The sequence below is a fragment of the Sinorhizobium americanum genome (genome assembly GCF_001651855.1).
GTDB classification, from domain to species: Bacteria; Pseudomonadota; Alphaproteobacteria; order Rhizobiales; family Rhizobiaceae; genus Sinorhizobium; species Sinorhizobium americanum.
Window position 1 is genome coordinate 84,544 of record NZ_LNQC01000036.1, and the last position, 16,853, is coordinate 101,396.

17 protein-coding genes are annotated in these 16,853 nt (G+C 62.3%); 11 read left to right on the top strand and 6 right to left on the bottom strand.

The window, feature by feature from the left end; all coding sequences use genetic code 11:
- Window positions 1-348: 348 nt before the first annotated feature.
- The 3 genes from rho to hemE form a co-directional block, all read right to left on the bottom strand.
- Window positions 349-1,614: a transcription termination factor Rho gene (gene rho / locus ATC00_RS02685; RefSeq protein WP_082911953.1), complete on the bottom strand. Its 1,266-nt coding sequence runs from the start codon at window positions 1,612-1,614 to the stop codon at window positions 349-351.
- A 198-nt stretch (window positions 1,615-1,812) separates the two neighbouring features.
- Window positions 1,813-2,352: a protoporphyrinogen oxidase HemJ gene (hemJ, locus tag ATC00_RS02690; RefSeq protein ID WP_082911954.1), complete on the bottom strand. Its 540-nt coding sequence runs from the start codon at window positions 2,350-2,352 to the stop codon at window positions 1,813-1,815.
- Window positions 2,349-3,383, bottom strand: coding sequence for a uroporphyrinogen decarboxylase (hemE, locus tag ATC00_RS02695; RefSeq protein ID WP_064251897.1), 1,035 nt, complete (start codon window positions 3,381-3,383; stop codon window positions 2,349-2,351). The genes hemJ and hemE overlap by 4 nt, the downstream gene beginning before the upstream one ends.
- A gap of 404 nt (window positions 3,384-3,787) precedes the next feature.
- Here hemE and ATC00_RS02700 point away from each other — a divergent pair, with 404 nt between their 5' ends.
- From ATC00_RS02700 to dnaQ, 5 genes are all read left to right on the top strand, one after another.
- A complete protein-coding gene (locus ATC00_RS02700) occupies window positions 3,788-4,609 on the top strand; it encodes a pyruvate, water dikinase regulatory protein (protein WP_037390469.1) in 822 nt (273 codons plus the stop codon).
- 125 nt (window positions 4,610-4,734) lie between these two features.
- Window positions 4,735-5,334 (top strand): Maf-like protein, encoded by a 600-nt coding sequence (locus tag ATC00_RS02705; protein WP_064251908.1) that lies wholly within the window; start codon window positions 4,735-4,737, stop codon window positions 5,332-5,334.
- On the top strand, window positions 5,327-6,187 hold the full coding sequence (locus tag ATC00_RS02710) for a shikimate dehydrogenase (protein WP_064251898.1): 861 nt from the start codon (window positions 5,327-5,329) through the stop codon (window positions 6,185-6,187). Before ATC00_RS02705 ends, ATC00_RS02710 begins: the two co-directional genes overlap by 8 nt.
- On the top strand, window positions 6,184-6,774 hold the full coding sequence (gene coaE, locus ATC00_RS02715) for a dephospho-CoA kinase (RefSeq protein WP_064251899.1): 591 nt from the start codon (window positions 6,184-6,186) through the stop codon (window positions 6,772-6,774). Before ATC00_RS02710 ends, coaE begins: the two co-directional genes overlap by 4 nt.
- A gap of 103 nt (window positions 6,775-6,877) precedes the next feature.
- The gene (gene dnaQ / locus ATC00_RS02720; RefSeq protein ID WP_064251900.1) at window positions 6,878-7,576 is read left to right on the top strand and encodes a DNA polymerase III subunit epsilon; all 699 of its coding nucleotides are present in this window, start codon (window positions 6,878-6,880) and stop codon (window positions 7,574-7,576) included.
- A 66-nt stretch (window positions 7,577-7,642) separates the two neighbouring features.
- Here the strand turns inward: dnaQ and secB are convergent, their stop codons facing one another.
- Both secB and ATC00_RS02730 read right to left on the bottom strand, forming a co-directional pair.
- Window positions 7,643-8,143 carry a protein-export chaperone SecB gene (secB, locus tag ATC00_RS02725; RefSeq protein WP_037390474.1) on the bottom strand — a complete coding sequence of 167 codons (501 nt, stop codon included), beginning with the start codon at window positions 8,141-8,143 and terminating at the stop codon, window positions 7,643-7,645.
- Window positions 8,144-8,283: 140 nt separating this feature from the next.
- On the bottom strand, window positions 8,284-8,790 hold the full coding sequence (locus tag ATC00_RS02730) for an FxsA family protein (RefSeq protein ID WP_064251901.1): 507 nt from the start codon (window positions 8,788-8,790) through the stop codon (window positions 8,284-8,286).
- Window positions 8,791-8,924: 134 nt separating this feature from the next.
- On the opposite strand from ATC00_RS02730, the gene ATC00_RS02735 reads away from it, so the two are divergent.
- The 5 genes from ATC00_RS02735 (at window position 8,925) to gyrB (ending at window position 14,246) form a co-directional block, all read left to right on the top strand.
- Complete coding sequence (locus tag ATC00_RS02735; protein WP_064251902.1) at window positions 8,925-9,626, top strand: Tim44/TimA family putative adaptor protein; 702 nt, start codon at window positions 8,925-8,927, stop codon at window positions 9,624-9,626.
- 15 nt (window positions 9,627-9,641) lie between these two features.
- Window positions 9,642-10,748 carry a murein transglycosylase A gene (gene mltA, locus ATC00_RS02740; RefSeq protein ID WP_064251903.1) on the top strand — a complete coding sequence of 369 codons (1,107 nt, stop codon included), beginning with the start codon at window positions 9,642-9,644 and terminating at the stop codon, window positions 10,746-10,748.
- The gene (locus ATC00_RS02745; protein ID WP_037390479.1) at window positions 10,741-11,304 is read left to right on the top strand and encodes a Smr/MutS family protein; all 564 of its coding nucleotides are present in this window, start codon (window positions 10,741-10,743) and stop codon (window positions 11,302-11,304) included. Before mltA ends, ATC00_RS02745 begins: the two co-directional genes overlap by 8 nt.
- A complete protein-coding gene (locus ATC00_RS02750) occupies window positions 11,301-11,678 on the top strand; it encodes a helix-turn-helix domain-containing protein (RefSeq protein ID WP_064251904.1) in 378 nt (125 codons plus the stop codon). The genes ATC00_RS02745 and ATC00_RS02750 overlap by 4 nt, the downstream gene beginning before the upstream one ends.
- 132 nt (window positions 11,679-11,810) lie before the next feature.
- Entirely contained in the window at window positions 11,811-14,246 is a 2,436-nt protein-coding gene (gene gyrB, locus ATC00_RS02755; RefSeq protein ID WP_037390482.1) for a DNA topoisomerase (ATP-hydrolyzing) subunit B, read from the top strand.
- A 93-nt stretch (window positions 14,247-14,339) separates the two neighbouring features.
- On the opposite strand, the gene ATC00_RS02760 is transcribed toward gyrB, so the two are convergent.
- Window positions 14,340-14,936: a nitroreductase family protein gene (locus tag ATC00_RS02760; RefSeq protein WP_064251909.1), complete on the bottom strand. Its 597-nt coding sequence runs from the start codon at window positions 14,934-14,936 to the stop codon at window positions 14,340-14,342.
- A gap of 295 nt (window positions 14,937-15,231) precedes the next feature.
- Here ATC00_RS02760 and gabD point away from each other — a divergent pair, with 295 nt between their 5' ends.
- A complete protein-coding gene (gabD, locus tag ATC00_RS02765) occupies window positions 15,232-16,686 on the top strand; it encodes an NADP-dependent succinate-semialdehyde dehydrogenase (RefSeq protein ID WP_064251905.1) in 1,455 nt (484 codons plus the stop codon).
- Window positions 16,687-16,853: the final 167 nt, after the last annotated feature.

The following is a 16,853-nucleotide window of genomic DNA, read 5'->3' on the forward strand; positions in this document are numbered from 1 at the left end:
ATCCAGTGAGCGCACAGGTCGAAACCGCGCGCCGCCTCGGCGTCATCTATCTGTGTAGAGGTTGTCGAGCCGCCTCTGGGCGAGCTCTATCTCCCGACGCTGGAACAGATTGCGGCTGTCGGCATAGGGGTTGCGCAGACTTATGCATGTCTGCGCGCCGGAATGCAAGCATGGTGGGGTGCTGCGGCGTCCCCGCGGAAGCGGCCGCACTGTTTCACGTGAATCACCGCCGTGTCACGGAAGCCGAAGGTGGTCACTCGTTGCTCACACGAGTCCAGCTGAAGATTGGATAGAAAAAGGCGGGATCCGCAAATCCCGCCTCATGAAAAAGAGTCGTCGCAGAGTCGATCAGGTGTTCATCGAATCGAAGAAGTCGCCGTTGGTCTTCGTCTGCTTGAGCTTGTCAATCAGGAATTCGATCGCGTCGGTCGTGCCCATCGGCGCCAGGATACGGCGCAGCACGAAGATCTTCTGCAGGTCCTGACGCGGCACCAGCAGGTCTTCCTTGCGCGTGCCGGACTTCAGGATATCCATGGCCGGGAAGATGCGCTTGTCGGCGACCTTGCGGTCGAGCACGATTTCCGAGTTGCCGGTGCCCTTGAATTCTTCGAAGATGACTTCGTCCATACGGCTGCCGGTGTCGATCAGTGCCGTTGCGATGATCGTCAGCGAGCCGCCTTCCTCGATGTTGCGCGCCGCGCCGAAGAAGCGCTTCGGCCGCTGCAGTGCGTTGGCGTCGACACCGCCGGTCAGCACCTTGCCGGATGACGGAACGACGGTGTTGTAGGCACGTCCGAGGCGCGTGATCGAATCGAGCAGAATGACCACATCGCGGCCGTGCTCAACGAGGCGCTTGGCCTTTTCGATAACCATCTCGGCCACCTGCACGTGCCGCGTCGCCGGTTCGTCGAAGGTCGAGGAGACGACTTCGCCCTTCACCGAACGCTGCATGTCGGTCACTTCTTCGGGCCGCTCGTCGATTAAGAGGACGATCAGATAGCATTCCGGGTGGTTGGCGGTGATCGAGTGGGCGATGTTCTGCAGGAGAACCGTCTTACCGGTACGCGGCGGGGCGACGATCAGGCCGCGCTGACCCTTGCCGAGCGGCGCTACCAGGTCAATAACCCGGGCGGACAGGTCCTTGGAGGTCGGAACTTCGAGTTCCATCTTGAAGCGCTCATTCGGATAGAGCGGCGTCAGGTTGTCGAAGTGGACCTTATGGCGGATCTTCTCCGGGTCGTCGAAATTGATCGTATTGACCTTGAGCAGCGCGAAGTAGCGCTCGCCTTCCTTTGGTCCGCGGATCGGTCCCTCGACCGTGTCGCCCGTCTTCAACGAGAAGCGGCGGATCTGCGACGGCGAAATGTAGATGTCATCCGGACCGGGCAGGTAATTTGCATTTGCCGACCGAAGAAAGCCGAAGCCGTCCTGAAGGACCTCGACAACACCTTCACCGATGATTTCTATCTCTTGCGTGGCCAAATTTTTGAGGATGGCGAACATCAGCTCTTGCTTACGCATAGTGCTGGCGTTCTCGACCTCGAGCTCTTCGGCAAAGGCGAGGAGATCCGTCGGCGTCTTGTTCTTGAGGTCTTGAAGCTTCATTTCAGCCATGAAGAGTCCATGTCTTGTAGGGGGAATGGGAGAGGCGTGATTTTCGTAAGGGAGCTGCGAGGGGGAAGGGGGCAGGCTCTAAACTTCGTCACAGGCCTTGGGGATGAAGGAGATGCGCGAAAATAGCGATTCACGTGGAACGCCGCAAGGGGGCGCAGCAATTTAGCGGCAACTATTGCAGCTGCGAATCGTTTGAATTCAAAATGGTTTCACGACGGCAAGGATAACGATGACGATCATCAACAGGGTCGGCGCCTCGTTCATCAGCCTCCAGTAGCGCGCGCTCCTTCGATTCGCGTCCCGCTGAAAGTCGGAGACCGCCCGGCTGAAATGCACATGCACCAGCGTCAACAGAAAAACGCAGAAGAGCTTCGCGTGAAGCCAGCCGCCGGTAAACCCGTAGATGCTCCAGGCGAGATAAAGGCCGAGCAGCCAGGCGATCATCATCGCCGGGTTCATGATGACCTTCAGAAGCCGTCGCTCCATCGTCTTGAAGGTCTCGGATTGCGCCGAACCGGGCAACGCGTCGGTGTGATAGATGAAGAGCCGCGGCATGTAGAGCAGCGCCGCCATCCAGGAGATCACTGCGATGATGTGAAACGTCTTGATCCAGAGATAGAGGTCGTCCGGCTGCCCTATGAACAGCGCTACCAGTAGCGCGACGAAGATGGAAAGGGCCGCGATCGCGCGCAATTGCGCCCGCCTTCCGGGCGCTCTATCGGTTTGCCGCTCGATCATCGCTTGATCCCACGAACGCGCGCCACCAGGGCCGAGACGTTCTCGGGGTCCGCCTCCGGCGTGATGCCGTGGCCGAGATTGAAGATCAACGGCCCGTTGCCGAGCGCATCGAGAATGCGGTCGATGCCGTTTTCCATGGCCGATCCGCCGGCAACGACCCGCATCGGATCGAGATTGCCCTGGACCGGTCCGTCCTTCTGCAATTCCGCGGCGAAGGACAGCGGCACCGTCCAGTCGAGGCCGATCGCATCGGCCCCCGTCAAGCGGCGATATTCCCTGAGCAGCAGTCCAGCACCCTTTGCGAAGGCAATGATCTTCGCGGAAGGCCGGCGGGCCCGCACCGATGATATCATTCGCCGCACCGGCTCCACGGCAAAGCGGGCGAACTCGTCCTCCCCAAGCACGCCCGCCCAGGAATCGAAGATCTGCACCGCATCGGCGCCGGCATCGATCTGCTCGACGAGATAGTCGGCCGAGATATCGGCAAGGAGTGCCAGAAGCTGCTCGAATGCCTCCGGATGGCGATAGGCGAAAAGGCGCGCCGGCGCCTGGTCGGGCGTGCCGCGGCCGGCGATCATATAGGTCGCAACCGTCCACGGGGCTCCGCAGAAGCCGAGCAGCGTCGTCTCCGCCGGCAATTCCCGCCGAAGCCGCGACACCGTTTCAAAGACGGGAGCGAGATGGTCCGAAACGCCATCGGCCTTTAGCCTCGCTATGCCGTCGGCGTCGATCGGATCCATCCGCGGCCCATGGCCCTCTTCGAAACGGACGTTTCGGTGCAGCGCGTCGGGAATGACGAGAATGTCGGAGAAGAGGATCGCAGCGTCGAAGGCATAGCGGCGGATCGGTTGCAGCGTCACCTCGACGGCCAAATCCGGCGTGTAACAGAGATCGAGGAAGCTCCCGGCCTTCACGCGTGTCGCCCGGTATTCGGGCAGGTAGCGGCCGGCCTGGCGCATCAGCCATACGGGCGGAGGCGTAAGGCATTTGCCGTTCAACACCTCAAGGACTTTGCGACGTGTCTCGGCCACTCGCCATTTCCCAATCTAAAATCAAACCTATTTGAAATTGTTTCTATTTCTTAGAGTCGGTGGCTATCAAGGATTAAAATCAATCCTCAGCTCATCCAACTGGCACGGATCTCGATGCGGATCATTGGAGAAAGTTCGGCTGGATTGCCAATGGATCGGGAAAAGTTGGGAAAAGACAGGAAAGTCAGCATCTTGCCCAGGCGCTCGGATTTGCGATTCCTGTGGACAAGGAGTCGATCCGCGTGACAATTTGTCGTCGCCTTGAGTCTTGTCCACAACTGCGCCCGGGCGTTTTTCGTCCGGGCTTCGGATGTGAATAACGCGACCCTTTTCCACGGGCCTAAGCGGCGGCCGCGATTTTGGCCGCCGGTGTCCCGGCTTATCAACAGCCTCCGGAGAATTGCGTGGAGAACCGAAAAAATTATTTCCACCTGCATCTCGTCTCCGATTCGACGGGCGAGACGCTGATAGCCGCCGGCCGCGCCGCAGCCGCGCAATTCCAGTCCTCGCACGCGCTTGAACATGTCTATCCGCTGATCCGCAACAGGAAGCAGTTGATGCAGGTCCTAGATGCGATCGACGGCGCACCGGGCATCGTGCTTTATACGATCGTCGATCGGGAGCTAGCCGGCATGATCGACCAGCGCTGCCGCGAGATTGGCGTTCCCTGCGTCTCCGTCCTCGACCCGATTATCGAGCTGTTTCAATCCTATCTCGGTTCGCCGTCGCGGCGCCGCTCGGGCGCACAGCACGTCATGGATGCGGACTATTTCGCGCGGATCGAAGCGCTGAACTTCACCATGGATCACGACGACGGGCAGATGCCGGCCGATTTCAACGAGGCGGATGTCGTGCTCGTTGGCGTGAGCCGGACCTCCAAGACGCCGACGAGCATCTATCTCGCCAATCGCGGCATCAAGACCGCCAACATTCCGATCGTCCCCGGCGTGCCCTTGCCGGAGGGCCTGGTCAAGGCGACGAAGCCGCTGGTGGTAGGGCTGATCGCCAGCGCCGACCGGCTCTCCCAGGTCCGCCAGCATCGCCTGCTCGGTACGACCCAGAGCTTTCACGGCGAGGACTATACGGATCGGGCGGCGATCTCCGAGGAGTTGAAATATGCGCGCACGCTCTGCGCCCGCAACAACTGGCCGCTGATCGACGTGACGCGCCGTTCGATCGAGGAAACCGCCGCGGCGATCGTTGCCCTTCGTCCCCGGCTCAGATAGAGCGGATCGCAGGAACCGGCCGGGTGCACAGCATCCGTTCGGTTCCGGTTCATGCGGAATCGATCATGATGGTCCCATGCGACCGTTCCACCGACCATCGTGATCTCGGACTGCGGATTGAGAAGATGACATCCTCGCTCGTGCTCGCCTCTGCCAGCCCCTTTCGGCGGGCGCTCTTGGAAAACGCCGGGCTGGCATTTACGGCCCGCGCGGCCCAGGTGGACGAGCGTGCCCTCGAACGACCGCTGGAAGAGGCGGGTGTGTCCCCTTCCGACGTGGCGCTTACACTTGCGGAAGCCAAGGCGAAGGATGTGTCGCGGCAGTTCGAAGGCGCGCTGGTGATCGGCAGCGACCAGACGATGTCGCTTGGCAGTCGCGTCTATCACAAGCCGAAGGATATGGCGGATGCCGCCGAGCATCTCCTGTCGCTCTCCGGCAGGACGCACAGCCTGAACAGCGCCGTCGTGCTCGTCCGTGACGGTGACGTGCTCTGGCGGCATGTGTCGACGGCGCATATGACGGTCAGGCCGTTGGAACGCGCCTTTGTCGAAAGGCATCTGACAAGGGTCGGCGAGAAGGCGCTTTCGAGCGTCGGCGCCTATCAGCTCGAAGGTGAGGGGATCCAGCTTTTCGAGAAGATCGACGGCGATTATTTCACGATCCTCGGCCTGCCGATGCTGCCGCTCCTTGGGAAACTCCGCGAACTGGGATCGATCGATGCGTGATTCACGTGAAACATTTGTTAACCACGCCTTCGTCACCGGCTATCCGATCAAGCATTCGCGCTCGCCGCTGATCCACGGCTATTGGCTGAAGCAGTTCGGTATTGCCGGAAGCTACCGGGCCCACGAGGTGACCCCGGCGGCCTTCCCGGACTTCATGCGCCAGCTACGGGAGGGCAGCGCCGGCTTCTGCGGCGGCAATGTCACCATCCCCCACAAGGAGATGGCATTCGAGCTCTCCGACCGGCCTGATGAGCTCAGCGAGGAGCTCGGCGCGGCCAATACGCTCTGGCTCGAGGACGGAAAAATCTGCGCAACGAATACGGACGGGCGGGGCTTCGTCGCCAATCTCGACGAGCGGGCAAGCGGCTGGGATCGTATCTCCACGGCCGTCATCCTCGGCGCCGGCGGCGCCAGCCGCGCCGTAATCCAGGCGGTCCGCGATCGCGGCGTCAAGACGATCCATGTGGTGAACCGGACGACCGCCAGGGCGCAGGAACTGGCCGACCGGTTTGGCGATGCCGTTGAGGCTCATCCGCTCGCGGCGCTTTCCGAGGTCATGACCGGTGCCGGCCTGTTCGTGAATACGACGTCGCTCGGCATGGACGGTGAGGCGGCGCCCGAGATCGATTTTTCCCCCTTGGCAGCCGGCGCGGTGGTCACCGACATCGTCTATGTCCCGCTGAAGACGCCGCTGCTTCGCCAGGCCGAAGAGCAGGGTTTTCGGATCGTCGACGGCCTTGGCATGCTCCTGCACCAGGCCGTACCGGGTTTCGAGAAATGGTTTGGCCGGAGACCCAAAGTCGATGAAACGCTTCGCCAGATCATCATCGAAGATATGGACGTTCACGCATGATCATCGTCGGGCTCACCGGCTCCATCGGCATGGGAAAAACGACGGCGGCTCAGATGTTCCGGGAGCTCGGCGTCCCGGTGAACGATGCGGATGAGGTGGTTCACGATCTCTATCGCGGGGAAGCGGTGGCGCTGGTCGAAGCGGCCTTTCCGGGCGTTGCCAAGGACGGCATCATCGATCGGGCGGAACTTTCCCGGCAGCTGCTGGCGGAACCGGAGCGCCTCGGCGAATTGGAGCGGATCGTCCACCCGCTTGTCCGGGCGAGGGAAGAGGCGTTCGTTGCAAGGCACAGGGCGGCAGGGCCGGCTTTCGTGCTTCTCGATATTCCGCTGCTTTTCGAGACCAGGGCCGAGAAGCGCGTGGACCGGGTTGTCGTCGTCAGCTGCGATGCGGAGACCCAGAGAGAGCGTGTCATGAAGCGCCCGGGCATGACCGCCGAGAAATTCGCGATGATTCTCGCGCGGCAAGTGCCCGACAGTGAAAAGCGCGCCCGGGCGGATTACGTCATCGACACGAGCGACAGTTTCGACGTTACCCGGGAGCAGGTCCGCGCCATTGTCGATCGTTTGACCTTGGACAGCCTCTGACCCGCGGCCATCAGCAGGCTTCAACTGGACATGCAACGTCATTAGAATCACTGCAGCACGAACGGCCCAACTGATTCGCAAAGCGCCCGTCCTAGGAAAATTCATGCGTGAGATCATTTTCGATACGGAAACGACCGGTCTCGACAGCCGCGAGGACCGGGTGATCGAGATCGGCGGCGTCGAGCTCGAGAACCAGTTTCCGACCGGGCGGACGCTCCATCTCTATATCAATCCGGGCGACCGCAAGGTGCATCCCGACGCGCTCGCGGTGCACGGCATCACCGATGATTTCCTGAAGGACAAGCCTTCCTTCGCCGACGTGGTCGAGCAGATCGTCGACTTCTTCGGGGAAGCGCGTTGGGTCGCCCACAATGCGACCTTCGATATCGGCTTCATCAATGCCGAGTTCGATCGTTTGGGGCTGCCGCCGATCGCCATTGATCGGGTGACCGACACGCTGGCCATGGCACGGCGCAAGCACCCGATGGGTCCGAATTCGCTCGATGCGCTGTGCCGCCGCTACGGCATCGACAACTCGCATCGCGCCAAGCACGGTGCCCTTCTCGACTCCGAACTGCTGGCCGAAGTCTATATCGAGATGATCGGCGGTCGCCAGGCGGCGCTGGGGCTGGTGACGAGCGAAATCAGCGGTCTTGCCGTACAGGCGGACGATGGGCCGATCATCGTCATGCAAAGGGAGCGGATGCTGATGCCGCGTCTGACGGAAACCGAAATCGCCGCCCATGCGGCGCTCGTCTCGAAGATCGGTGCGAAGGCGATCTGGGTAAAGTACAACGGCTGAAAGCAGCCTCAAAAACAAAAAACCCGGCCTTCAGAGCCGGGTTTTTTGTTGCTATGCGAGAGTGCGTCAGTTGGTAGTGTTGCTGTTGGCGACCTGGGCGCGGACCTTTTCCTCCGCCATACGCTGGGCGAACATCTGTGCGAAATCGATCGGGTCGATCATCAGCGGCGGGAAGCCGCCGTTGCGGGTCGCGTCGGAGACGATCTGGCGGGCAAAGGGGAAGAGCAGGCGCGGGCACTCGATGAAGAGCAGCGGCAGCATGTGCTCCTGCGGGAAGCCCGAGACGCGGAAGACGCCGCCATAGGCGAGCTCGACGTTGAACAGCACCTTGTCGCCATCCTGGGCCTGGGCATTCAGCGAGAGAACGACGTCGAAATCATTCTCCGCGAGCGGATTGGCGTTGACGTTGACATTGATGTTGATCGACGGCGCGCGCTCGCGGGCCTGGAGCGAACGCGGCGCGCCGGGGTTCTCAAAGGAGAGGTCCTTGACGTACTGGGCCAGAATGTTGAGCGACGGGCTCTGCTGGGCCTCGCCATTGCCGTTGGATGCGGTATCAGTCGTCATAAGAGTTTCCTCGGACTTCGAATTGGTGAGGCCATCTAGCACTTCGGTCCTGGGCTTACAACCCTCGAAGCCGGGACCGGTTCCCCGGACTGAAAGGCGTTGCGGCCCCCTTCGTCGACCGGATTCACTATCACCCTGATCTACCCGGAAATCCGGTTGCTGGGTGGCGAGGGACCGTTTTCGTCGTCGTTCCTCCTGGAGAACTCGTCAGTGTCGAGGTCGATGATCGTCGGGCCGCGCGGCCGGTCGCTGCCGCGGCCGCCGGAGTAGAAGCCGCTTCCGGTCGTCAGGATCGTCAGCCGCGTCTGCAGGAAGGCGGAGATGGCGCGTCTCACCGGCGGCAGGAAGACAATGAGGCCGGCGATGTCGGTGATGAAGCCCGGAACGATCAGCAGGATTGCTGCCACGAGTATGAGCGCGCCGCCGAGAAGTTCGGGACCGGGATCCTTTCCGGCTCGGGCCGCTTCCTGCACGCGCCGCAAGGTGCCGAGACCCTGAATGCGTAAGAGCAGGACGCCGGCAACCCCGCTCACTAGGACGAGCAGCAGCGTCATCGCCAGGCCGAGTTCCCGGCCGACGACGACAAAGCCGGCAATCTCTGCGATCGGCAGGCCGAGAATGACGAGAGGAACGATCAGCGAACGCATCGATCGTGCTCGCAAGAAGATGAGTGCAATTGACCGGTCTCCGGTTTATGGGTGCGACATCGCCATTTGAATGGTTTATCCTTGCGGACTATATGGAACACCAAGAGAAATTCTAACAGCGGTTCCGGGTAGAAATGGGCTCTTTCGACTTCATCACGTTTTTTTTCCTGATCGCAGCTGTGGTCATCTTCTTGCAATTGCGCAGCGTCCTTGGCCGCAGGACAGGAAATGAACGACCGCCTTTCGACCCCTATTCGCCGCGCGAGGCACCGGGTCCGGAGGCAAGGGACAATGGCAAGGTGGTGCAGCTCCCCCGCCGCGAGAGCACGGCGGAGGACGAGTCCCGCTACGCCGCCATCGACGGCTTTTCCAAGCCCGGCACGCCGTTGAATGCGCAACTGCGGGCGCTCAGCGATGCAGACCCCAGCTTCCAACCCGGCGAATTCCTCAACGGCGCGAAGATGGCCTACGAGATGATCGTCATGGCCTTCGCCGACGGCGACCGCAAGACACTGAAAGGCCTACTGTCCCGCGAGGTCTATGAAGGCTTCGAAGCGGCGATCGCCGATCGCGAGGCCAAGGGCGAGGTGGTCAAGTCGACCTTCGTCGGCATCGAAAAGGCCGAGATCGTCCATGCGGAGCTCAAGGACACTGAAGAGAACGTCACGGTTCGCATCATCAGCCAACTCATCTCCGCCACCTATGACAAACAGGGCAAGCTGATCGACGGCGACGCCGATTCGGTTGCCGAAGTGAATGACCTCTGGACCTTTGCGCGCGACATCCGCTCGCGCGACCCGAACTGGAAGCTGATCGCCACCGAATCGGAAAATTGACCGCAAGGGGCGATAATGGCTTTTGATCTCGAACCGGTATCCTTTTCGGAATTGCCGGGGTGGCAGCAGGATGACCCGACTCCCGTCATCGAAGCGCTTCGCCGCTGCCATCATCATGTGACGGCGATCAAACCGTACAGGACAGGTTCTCTCGGAGTAACCGTCGCCGACCTACTGCCCGCCTGCGAGGCGGCCAATGCCGGTTTTTCGGGAGCTGCCGCGGCGCGCGCTTTCTTCGAGGACCGCTTCGTGCCGTTCCATATCCGTCCCGACGACGGAGGGAAAGGCTTCGTCACTGCCTTCTACGAACCGGAAGTCGAGGTTCGCGCCACCGCCGACGAGGAGTTCCGCTTTCCCTTCTACCGGCGGCCCGCCGACCTCATCGATCTCGATGAGGCGAACCGGCCCCAGGGCATGGATCCCTATTTTGCCTTTGGCCGGCTGAGCGACGGCACGATCGAGGAATATCCCGACCGCCGGGCGATCGATCAGGGGTTTCTCGCCGGCCGCGGCCTTGAGATCGCCTTTGCCCGCTCGAAGGTCGACGTCTTCTTCATCCATGTCCAGGGCGCCGCCCGGCTCGTCTATCCAGACGGATCGCGCCGCCGCGTCACCTATGCGGGGAAGACCGGGCACCGTTTTTCCGCCATCGGCAAGCTGCTGATCGAGCGCGGCGAAATCGACCCGGCGACCGTCTCGATGGCGAGCATCCGTGCATGGCTCGCGGCCCATCCGGAGAAGGTCGACGAGGTCCTTTGGCACAATCGTTCCTTCATCTTTTTCCGCGAAGCCCCCGTCGAAGACGAAAGCCTCGGACCGGTCGCCGCCGCCAAGGTGCCGCTCGAGCCGGGCCGGTCGCTCGCGGTGGACCGCCTCATCCATACCTTCGGAGTTCCCTTCTACATTGCCAGCGAAACCCTCACCCATCTTGACGGCGGCCGTCCGTTCGCACGGCTGATGTTGGCGCTCGATACCGGCTCGGCGATTGTCGGACCGGCGCGCGGCGACATCTTCACGGGCTCCGGCGAGGCGGCCGGCGAGCTAGCCGGCTCGGTGCGCGCCGCCGCTGATTTCTTCATCCTCGTGCCCCGCGCGGCCGCCGCCAGATATTGCCATGGCTAGGGAGAAGAAGCTGTCGCCGGAGGATCGCATCCTGTGGGGCAAGGTCGCGCGCTCGACCAAGCCGATGCCGGGGCGGCTGCAGGACCTCGAGGACCTGCTCGACGAGATCGAGCAGCGGCCGGCGCCGTCCGCTCCGCCGCCGCCCGACACCGGCTTGTCCGGGTCGGCGAAGCCGGAGCAGGGATTTACCTTAAGCGGCAAGGCCGAGCACCGCCACCATCCGATCGAGAGACCGGTGAAGCGGAAGCTGGCGAAGGGGCGGCTGGCGCTCGAGGCGCGTATCGACCTGCACGGAATGATCCAGAGCGAGGCGCATGGTTTCCTGCTGCAGTTTCTCCTGAAGGCGCACGAGCGCGGCCTGCGCCATGTCCTTGTCATCACCGGCAAGGGGACGTCGTTCGGCAGTGACGGAGCCTTGAAGCGTGCGGTGCCGCTCTGGTTTGCCCTTCCCGAGTTTCGTCCGCTGATCTCGTCCTACGAGCCGGCGGCGCGGAATCATGGCGGCGAGGGAGCCCTCTATGTCCGCCTGGCGCGTGCCAGGGGGCGTGCGCCATGACGCCCTTCGGCGAGGCCATGCGCGACCTGCGCCGCCGCAAGGGTGTCTCGCAAAAGGAGATGGCGGCGGCGATCGGCGTTTCGCCGGCCTATCTCTCGGCCCTCGAACACGGCAAGCGAGGCGCACCGAGCTTCGATTTCCTGCAGCGCGTCGCCGGCTACTTCAATGTGATCTGGGATGAGGCGGACGAGCTCTTCGGCATCGCCCGGCTCTCCGACCCGAAGGTCGTGCTCGACACTTCGGGCCTGCCGCCCGGCCACACCGCCTTTGCCAACCGTCTGAGCGAGCGGATCCGCGGCCTTTCGGGCGAAGCGATCGAGGCGATGGAAGATATTTTGGAAAAAGCCACATTTCCTGATAATGACAGGGGATGAAGCCTTGCCCCGGCCGCGCTCGCGATGCCCGGGATTTGGAACCGTGGACAAATTTCCTATAGTCCGCGAGGCATCCGCGCTGTGATTCGCAACGAATCGCTGCGTCCGAAAACTGGAAAGACCTGAAGCCGAATGACTGATATCTCTGAGACCGAAGCCGGCGCGATCGCCGAATATGGTGCCGATTCCATCAAGGTGCTGAAGGGCCTCGACGCCGTGCGCAAGCGGCCGGGCATGTATATCGGCGATACCGATGATGGTTCCGGTCTGCACCACATGGTCTATGAGGTCGTCGACAACGCGATCGACGAGGCGCTGGCCGGCCACGCCGACATCGTCACCGTTACGCTCAACCCGGACGGCTCCTGCACCGTGACGGACAACGGCCGCGGCATTCCGACCGACATCCATCGGGAGGAGGGCGTCTCGGCGGCCGAGGTCATCATGACCCAGCTCCATGCCGGCGGCAAATTCGACCAGAACTCCTACAAGGTTTCGGGCGGTCTGCACGGCGTCGGCGTTTCGGTCGTCAATGCGCTCTCGGTGTCGCTGAAGCTGAAGATCCGCCGTAGCGGCAAGATCCACGAGATGAGCTTCACCCACGGCGTTGCCGATGGGCCGCTGACGATTACCGGCGACGCCGGCAGCGAAACCGGCACCGAAGTCACCTTCCTGCCGAGCGAGCAGACCTTCTCGAAGACCGAATTCGACTTTGCGACGCTCGAACATCGTTTGCGGGAGCTCGCCTTCCTGAATTCCGGCGTCCGCATTGTCTTGACCGACAAGCGCCACTCGGACATCCGCCGCGACGAGATGATGTATGACGGCGGGCTCGAGGCCTTCGTCGCCTATCTCGACCGGGCGAAGAAGCCGCTCGTGCACAAGCCGGTTTCGATCCGCGGCGAGAAGGACGGCATCACCGTCGAAGTGGCGATGTGGTGGAACGACAGCTACCACGAGAACGTGCTCTGCTTCACCAACAATATCCCCCAGCGCGACGGCGGCACGCATATGGCCGGCTTCCGCGGCGCCCTCACCCGGCAGATCACCTCCTATGCCGATACCTCCGGCATCACCAAGAAGGAAAAGGTGTCGCTGACCGGCGACGATTGCCGCGAGGGCCTGACGGCGGTCCTGTCGGTCAAGGTGCCGGATCCGAAGTTTTCCTCGCAGACCAAGGACAAGCTGGTATCGTCCGAAGTGCGGCCGGTGGTCGAAAGCCTCGTCAACGAGGCGCTCAGCGTCTGGCTCGAGGAAAATCCGTCCGAGGCGAAAATCCTTGTCGGCAAGGTCGTCGAAGCGGCGGCCGCCCGCGAGGCGGCCCGCAAGGCCCGCGAGCTGACGCGTCGTAAGGGCGCGCTCGACATCTCGTCGCTGCCGGGCAAGCTCGCCGATTGCTCCGAGCGCGATCCGGCCAAGTCGGAAGTGTTCCTGGTGGAGGGCGATTCGGCAGGCGGTTCGGCCAAGCAGGGCCGCTCGCGCGAGAATCAGGCCATCCTGCCGCTCCGCGGCAAGATCCTGAATGTCGAGCGGGCGCGTTTCGACAAGATGCTGTCGAGCCAGGAAATCGGCACGCTGATCACCGCACTCGGGACCTCGATCGGCAAGGACGAGTTCAATGCTGACAAGCTGCGCTATCACAAGATCATCATCATGACGGATGCCGACGTCGACGGCGCCCATATCCGTACGCTGCTGCTCACCTTCTTCTTCCGGCAGATGCCGGAGCTGATCGAGCGCGGCCACCTCTATATCGCCCAGCCGCCGCTCTACAAGGTGACCCGCGGAAAGTCCGCCCAGTACCTGAAGGACGAAAAGGCGCTTGAGGATTATCTGATCACGACGGGCCTCGATGAGGCGTCGCTGACGCTCGGCTCCGGTGAAGTGAGGGCCGGTCAGGATCTCCGCGAGGTGATCAACGACGCCTTGCGCCTGCGCTCGCTGATGGACGGACTGCATTCGCGCTACAACCGGGCGATCGTCGAGCAGGCTGCGATTGCCGGCGCGCTGAATACCGAGCTCAACAGCCATCAGGACGACTACCAGAAGGTCGCCGTCGAAGTGGCGCGCCGTCTCGACGTCATTGCCGAGGAGACCGAACGCGGCTGGACCGGGTCGGTGACGGCCGAAGGCGGCCTGAAGCTCGAGCGGATGGTGCGCGGCGTCAAGGAAGTGGCCGTGCTCGACATGGCGCTGATCGGCTCCTCCGATGCCCGCCATATCGACCAGCTGACGGCGAAGCTCAAGGAAGTCTATGCCGAGCCGCCGGTGCTGCGCCGCCGCGACGGCACGCAGGAGATCAGCGGGCCGCGGGCTCTCCTGGACGCGATTTTCGCAGCCGGCCGCAAGGGCCTGACGATGCAGCGCTACAAGGGCCTCGGCGAAATGAACGCCGAGCAATTGTGGGAAACGACGCTCGACCCGAACGTCCGCTCGCTGCTGCAGGTCAAGGTTTCCGACGCGACAGATGCGGATGGGTTGTTCTCGCGTCTGATGGGCGACGAGGTGGAGCCGCGCCGCGACTTCATCCAAGAAAATGCCTTGAGCGTCGCCAACCTCGACATCTGATCAGGAAAGACTCGGCGGTGCTGTAATGAAAGCGTGGGGCTCACTCGGCTCCACGCTTTTTCATTTGCGCTGCGGGGCGGAAGGCTTTGCGCCTCAATCGCCCCTGAACTGACCTTCGAAGACAAACTCGTTGATTGGTTTGCGCTGGCTCGGCTTTTCCCGCTCCCTGAGATCGTCCGGAAGCGTGGCCGGATCCGCGAGCCTGCCGATCGCGACGGCCGCCTCGACCCGATAGTGCTCCGGCACGCCGACGACGCGCATTGCCTTGTCGCGGTCGATTCCGGCCATGGCATGGGCATGCCATCCGGCAAGCTGGGTCTGGAGCGCGAAGGCAAACCAGGCGGCGCCGGTGTCGAAGGCATGCGTATAAGCCGGCCTGATTTCACCGCTCGAGGTCTGCCTGTGGGTTTTCGAAAGAATGATGACGAGTGCAGAGGCATTCTTCGCCCAGCGCTGATTTCCCTCGTCCAGCGTCTCCAGCAGGGAGGCGAAATAGTCGGTGCCGCGGCGGGCATAGACGAAGCGCCACGGCTGGATATTGCTGGCGGAGGGCGCCCAGCGCGCCGCTTCGAAGAGCGCCAGCAATTCCTTTTCGATGATTTCCTCGCCGGTGAAGGCACGCGGCGACCAGCGCTCGAGGAAGATGGAGTGTATCGGATGATCGGCTGTTCTGTGGTTGAGTTCCGTCACGGGAGGATCCTTCTCTATGAATCCCTTGGGAAGCCCTTCAACTTTGATGTTGCGCTTGCGAAGAGCCGGATTCGCCGCGACGCTACAGAACATGAGGGCGCATTGAAACGTGCTTCGCAAAAAATCATCAAAGCCGGCTCGCTGGCGCGCGCGAGCTTTCCGGGAGCGGAACGAAGCCAGGTGGGCGGCGTTTTCCGAGAAAGCCGCTCTCGTCGAGCTGAACAGCAAAAGGCGATTGCCGAAACCAAAAAAAGTTGTATAAGTTCTGTAACTTTTTCTGAGGGAAGGACCAGCCATGAACTTGAAGGACCCGTCGCTGTTTCGCCAGGCCGCGCTCGTCGGCGAGAACTGGATCGAAGCCGACCCGCAGAACGCCATCGATGTCAACAATCCGGCGACGGGCGAGATCATCGGCCGCGTCCCGAAGCTCGGCGCGGTCGAGACCAGGGCCGCGATCGAAACCGCCGCTCGGGTCCAGAAGGAATGGGCGGCAAGGACCGCCAAGGAGCGCGCCGGAATCTTGCGCCGCTGGTTCGAACTGATGATCGAGAACAAGGACGATCTCGGCCAGATCCTGACCATCGAACAGGGCAAGCCGCTCGCCGAGGCGACCGGCGAGATCGTCTATGGGGCGAGCTTCATCGAGTGGTTCGCCGAGGAAGGGCGGCGTGTCTATGGCGATCTCGTCCCCGGCCACCAGAAGGACAAGCGCATCCTGGTGATGAAGCAGCCGATCGGCGTCGTCGCGGCGATCACCCCGTGGAACTTCCCGAATGCGATGATCACCCGCAAGGCCGGCCCCGCCTTTGCCGCCGGCTGCGCCATGGTGTTGAAGCCGGCCGCGCAGACGCCGTTTTCGGCGATCGCCATCGCCGTGCTTGCCGAGCGGGCCGGCATGCCGAAGGGCCTCTTCTCCGTGATCACCGGTTCTGCCCGCGAAATCGGCGCCGAGATGACCTCGAACCCGACAGTGCGCAAGCTGACCTTCACCGGCTCCACCGAAGTCGGCGCCGAGCTCTATCGCCAGAGCGCCGCAACGATCAAGAAGCTCGGCCTCGAGCTCGGCGGCAACGCGCCCTTCATCGTCTTCGATGATGCCGACCTCGACGCCGCGGTCGAAGGCGCTTTGATCGCTAAGTTCCGCAACAACGGCCAGACCTGCGTCTGCGCCAACCGCCTCTATGTCCAGGACGGTGTCTACGAAGCCTTTTCGGAAAAACTCGCTGCCGCCGTCGCCAAGCTGAAGACCGGCAACGGTATGGAGGAAGGCATCATCCTTGGCCCGCTGATCGACAAGGCGGCAATCGACAAGGTCGAGGAGCATGTCGCCGACGCGGTTTCGAAGGGCGCTCGTGTCATCCAGGGCGGCCAGCGCCATGCGCTTGGCGGCACCTTCTACGAGGCAACGGTGCTCGCCGACGTCACCCAGGCAATGGCGGTGGCGCGCGAGGAGACCTTCGGTCCGGTAGCGCCGCTGTTCCGCTTCAAGGACGAGGCCGATGTCATCCACCAGGCGAACGACACCGAATTCGGTCTTGCCTCCTATTTCTATGCGAAGGACCTGGCCCGCGTTTTCCGGGTCGCCGAAGCCCTAGAATACGGCATGGTCGGCGTCAATACCGGGCTGATCTCCACGGCGGAGGCGCCTTTCGGCGGCGTCAAGCTCTCCGGCCTCGGTCGCGAGGGTTCGAAGTACGGCATCGAGGAATTCATGGAAATCAAATATGTCTGCCTGGGAGGCATTGCCTAAATCAGACGAGGCACTGAGATGCACAGAACCGGCCGGAAAATTCTGGCCGGTTTTCTCTTTTATCGGTAAGACGTTGGTCTTCGTCAGAGGAGGTGGCATGAAAGAGGCCGCGCCCGCTGAGAGAACGGATCACTGAGATGCAATCGATGATCGAGGGACAGTCACGC

Coding starts and splice junctions, on each gene's coding strand:
- ATC00_RS02730 (WP_064251901.1), bottom strand. CDS start 8,790: ATGCGTTCGCTGATCGTTCCTCTCGTCATTCTCGGCCTGCCGATCGCA.
- ATC00_RS02710 (WP_064251898.1), top strand. CDS start 5,327: ATGCGTGATTCACGTGAAACATTTGTTAACCACGCCTTCGTCACCGGC.
- dnaQ (WP_064251900.1), top strand. CDS start 6,878: ATGCGTGAGATCATTTTCGATACGGAAACGACCGGTCTCGACAGCCGC.
- secB (WP_037390474.1), bottom strand. CDS start 8,143: ATGACGACTGATACCGCATCCAACGGCAATGGCGAGGCCCAGCAGAGC.
- gabD (WP_064251905.1), top strand. CDS start 15,232: ATGAACTTGAAGGACCCGTCGCTGTTTCGCCAGGCCGCGCTCGTCGGC.
- mltA (WP_064251903.1), top strand. CDS start 9,642: ATGGCTTTTGATCTCGAACCGGTATCCTTTTCGGAATTGCCGGGGTGG.
- ATC00_RS02735 (WP_064251902.1), top strand. CDS start 8,925: ATGGGCTCTTTCGACTTCATCACGTTTTTTTTCCTGATCGCAGCTGTG.
- coaE (WP_064251899.1), top strand. CDS start 6,184: ATGATCATCGTCGGGCTCACCGGCTCCATCGGCATGGGAAAAACGACG.
- ATC00_RS02750 (WP_064251904.1), top strand. CDS start 11,301: ATGACGCCCTTCGGCGAGGCCATGCGCGACCTGCGCCGCCGCAAGGGT.
- gyrB (WP_037390482.1), top strand. CDS start 11,811: ATGACTGATATCTCTGAGACCGAAGCCGGCGCGATCGCCGAATATGGT.
- ATC00_RS02745 (WP_037390479.1), top strand. CDS start 10,741: ATGGCTAGGGAGAAGAAGCTGTCGCCGGAGGATCGCATCCTGTGGGGC.
- ATC00_RS02705 (WP_064251908.1), top strand. CDS start 4,735: ATGACATCCTCGCTCGTGCTCGCCTCTGCCAGCCCCTTTCGGCGGGCG.
- rho (WP_082911953.1), bottom strand. CDS start 1,614: ATGGCTGAAATGAAGCTTCAAGACCTCAAGAACAAGACGCCGACGGAT.
- hemJ (WP_082911954.1), bottom strand. CDS start 2,352: ATGATCGAGCGGCAAACCGATAGAGCGCCCGGAAGGCGGGCGCAATTG.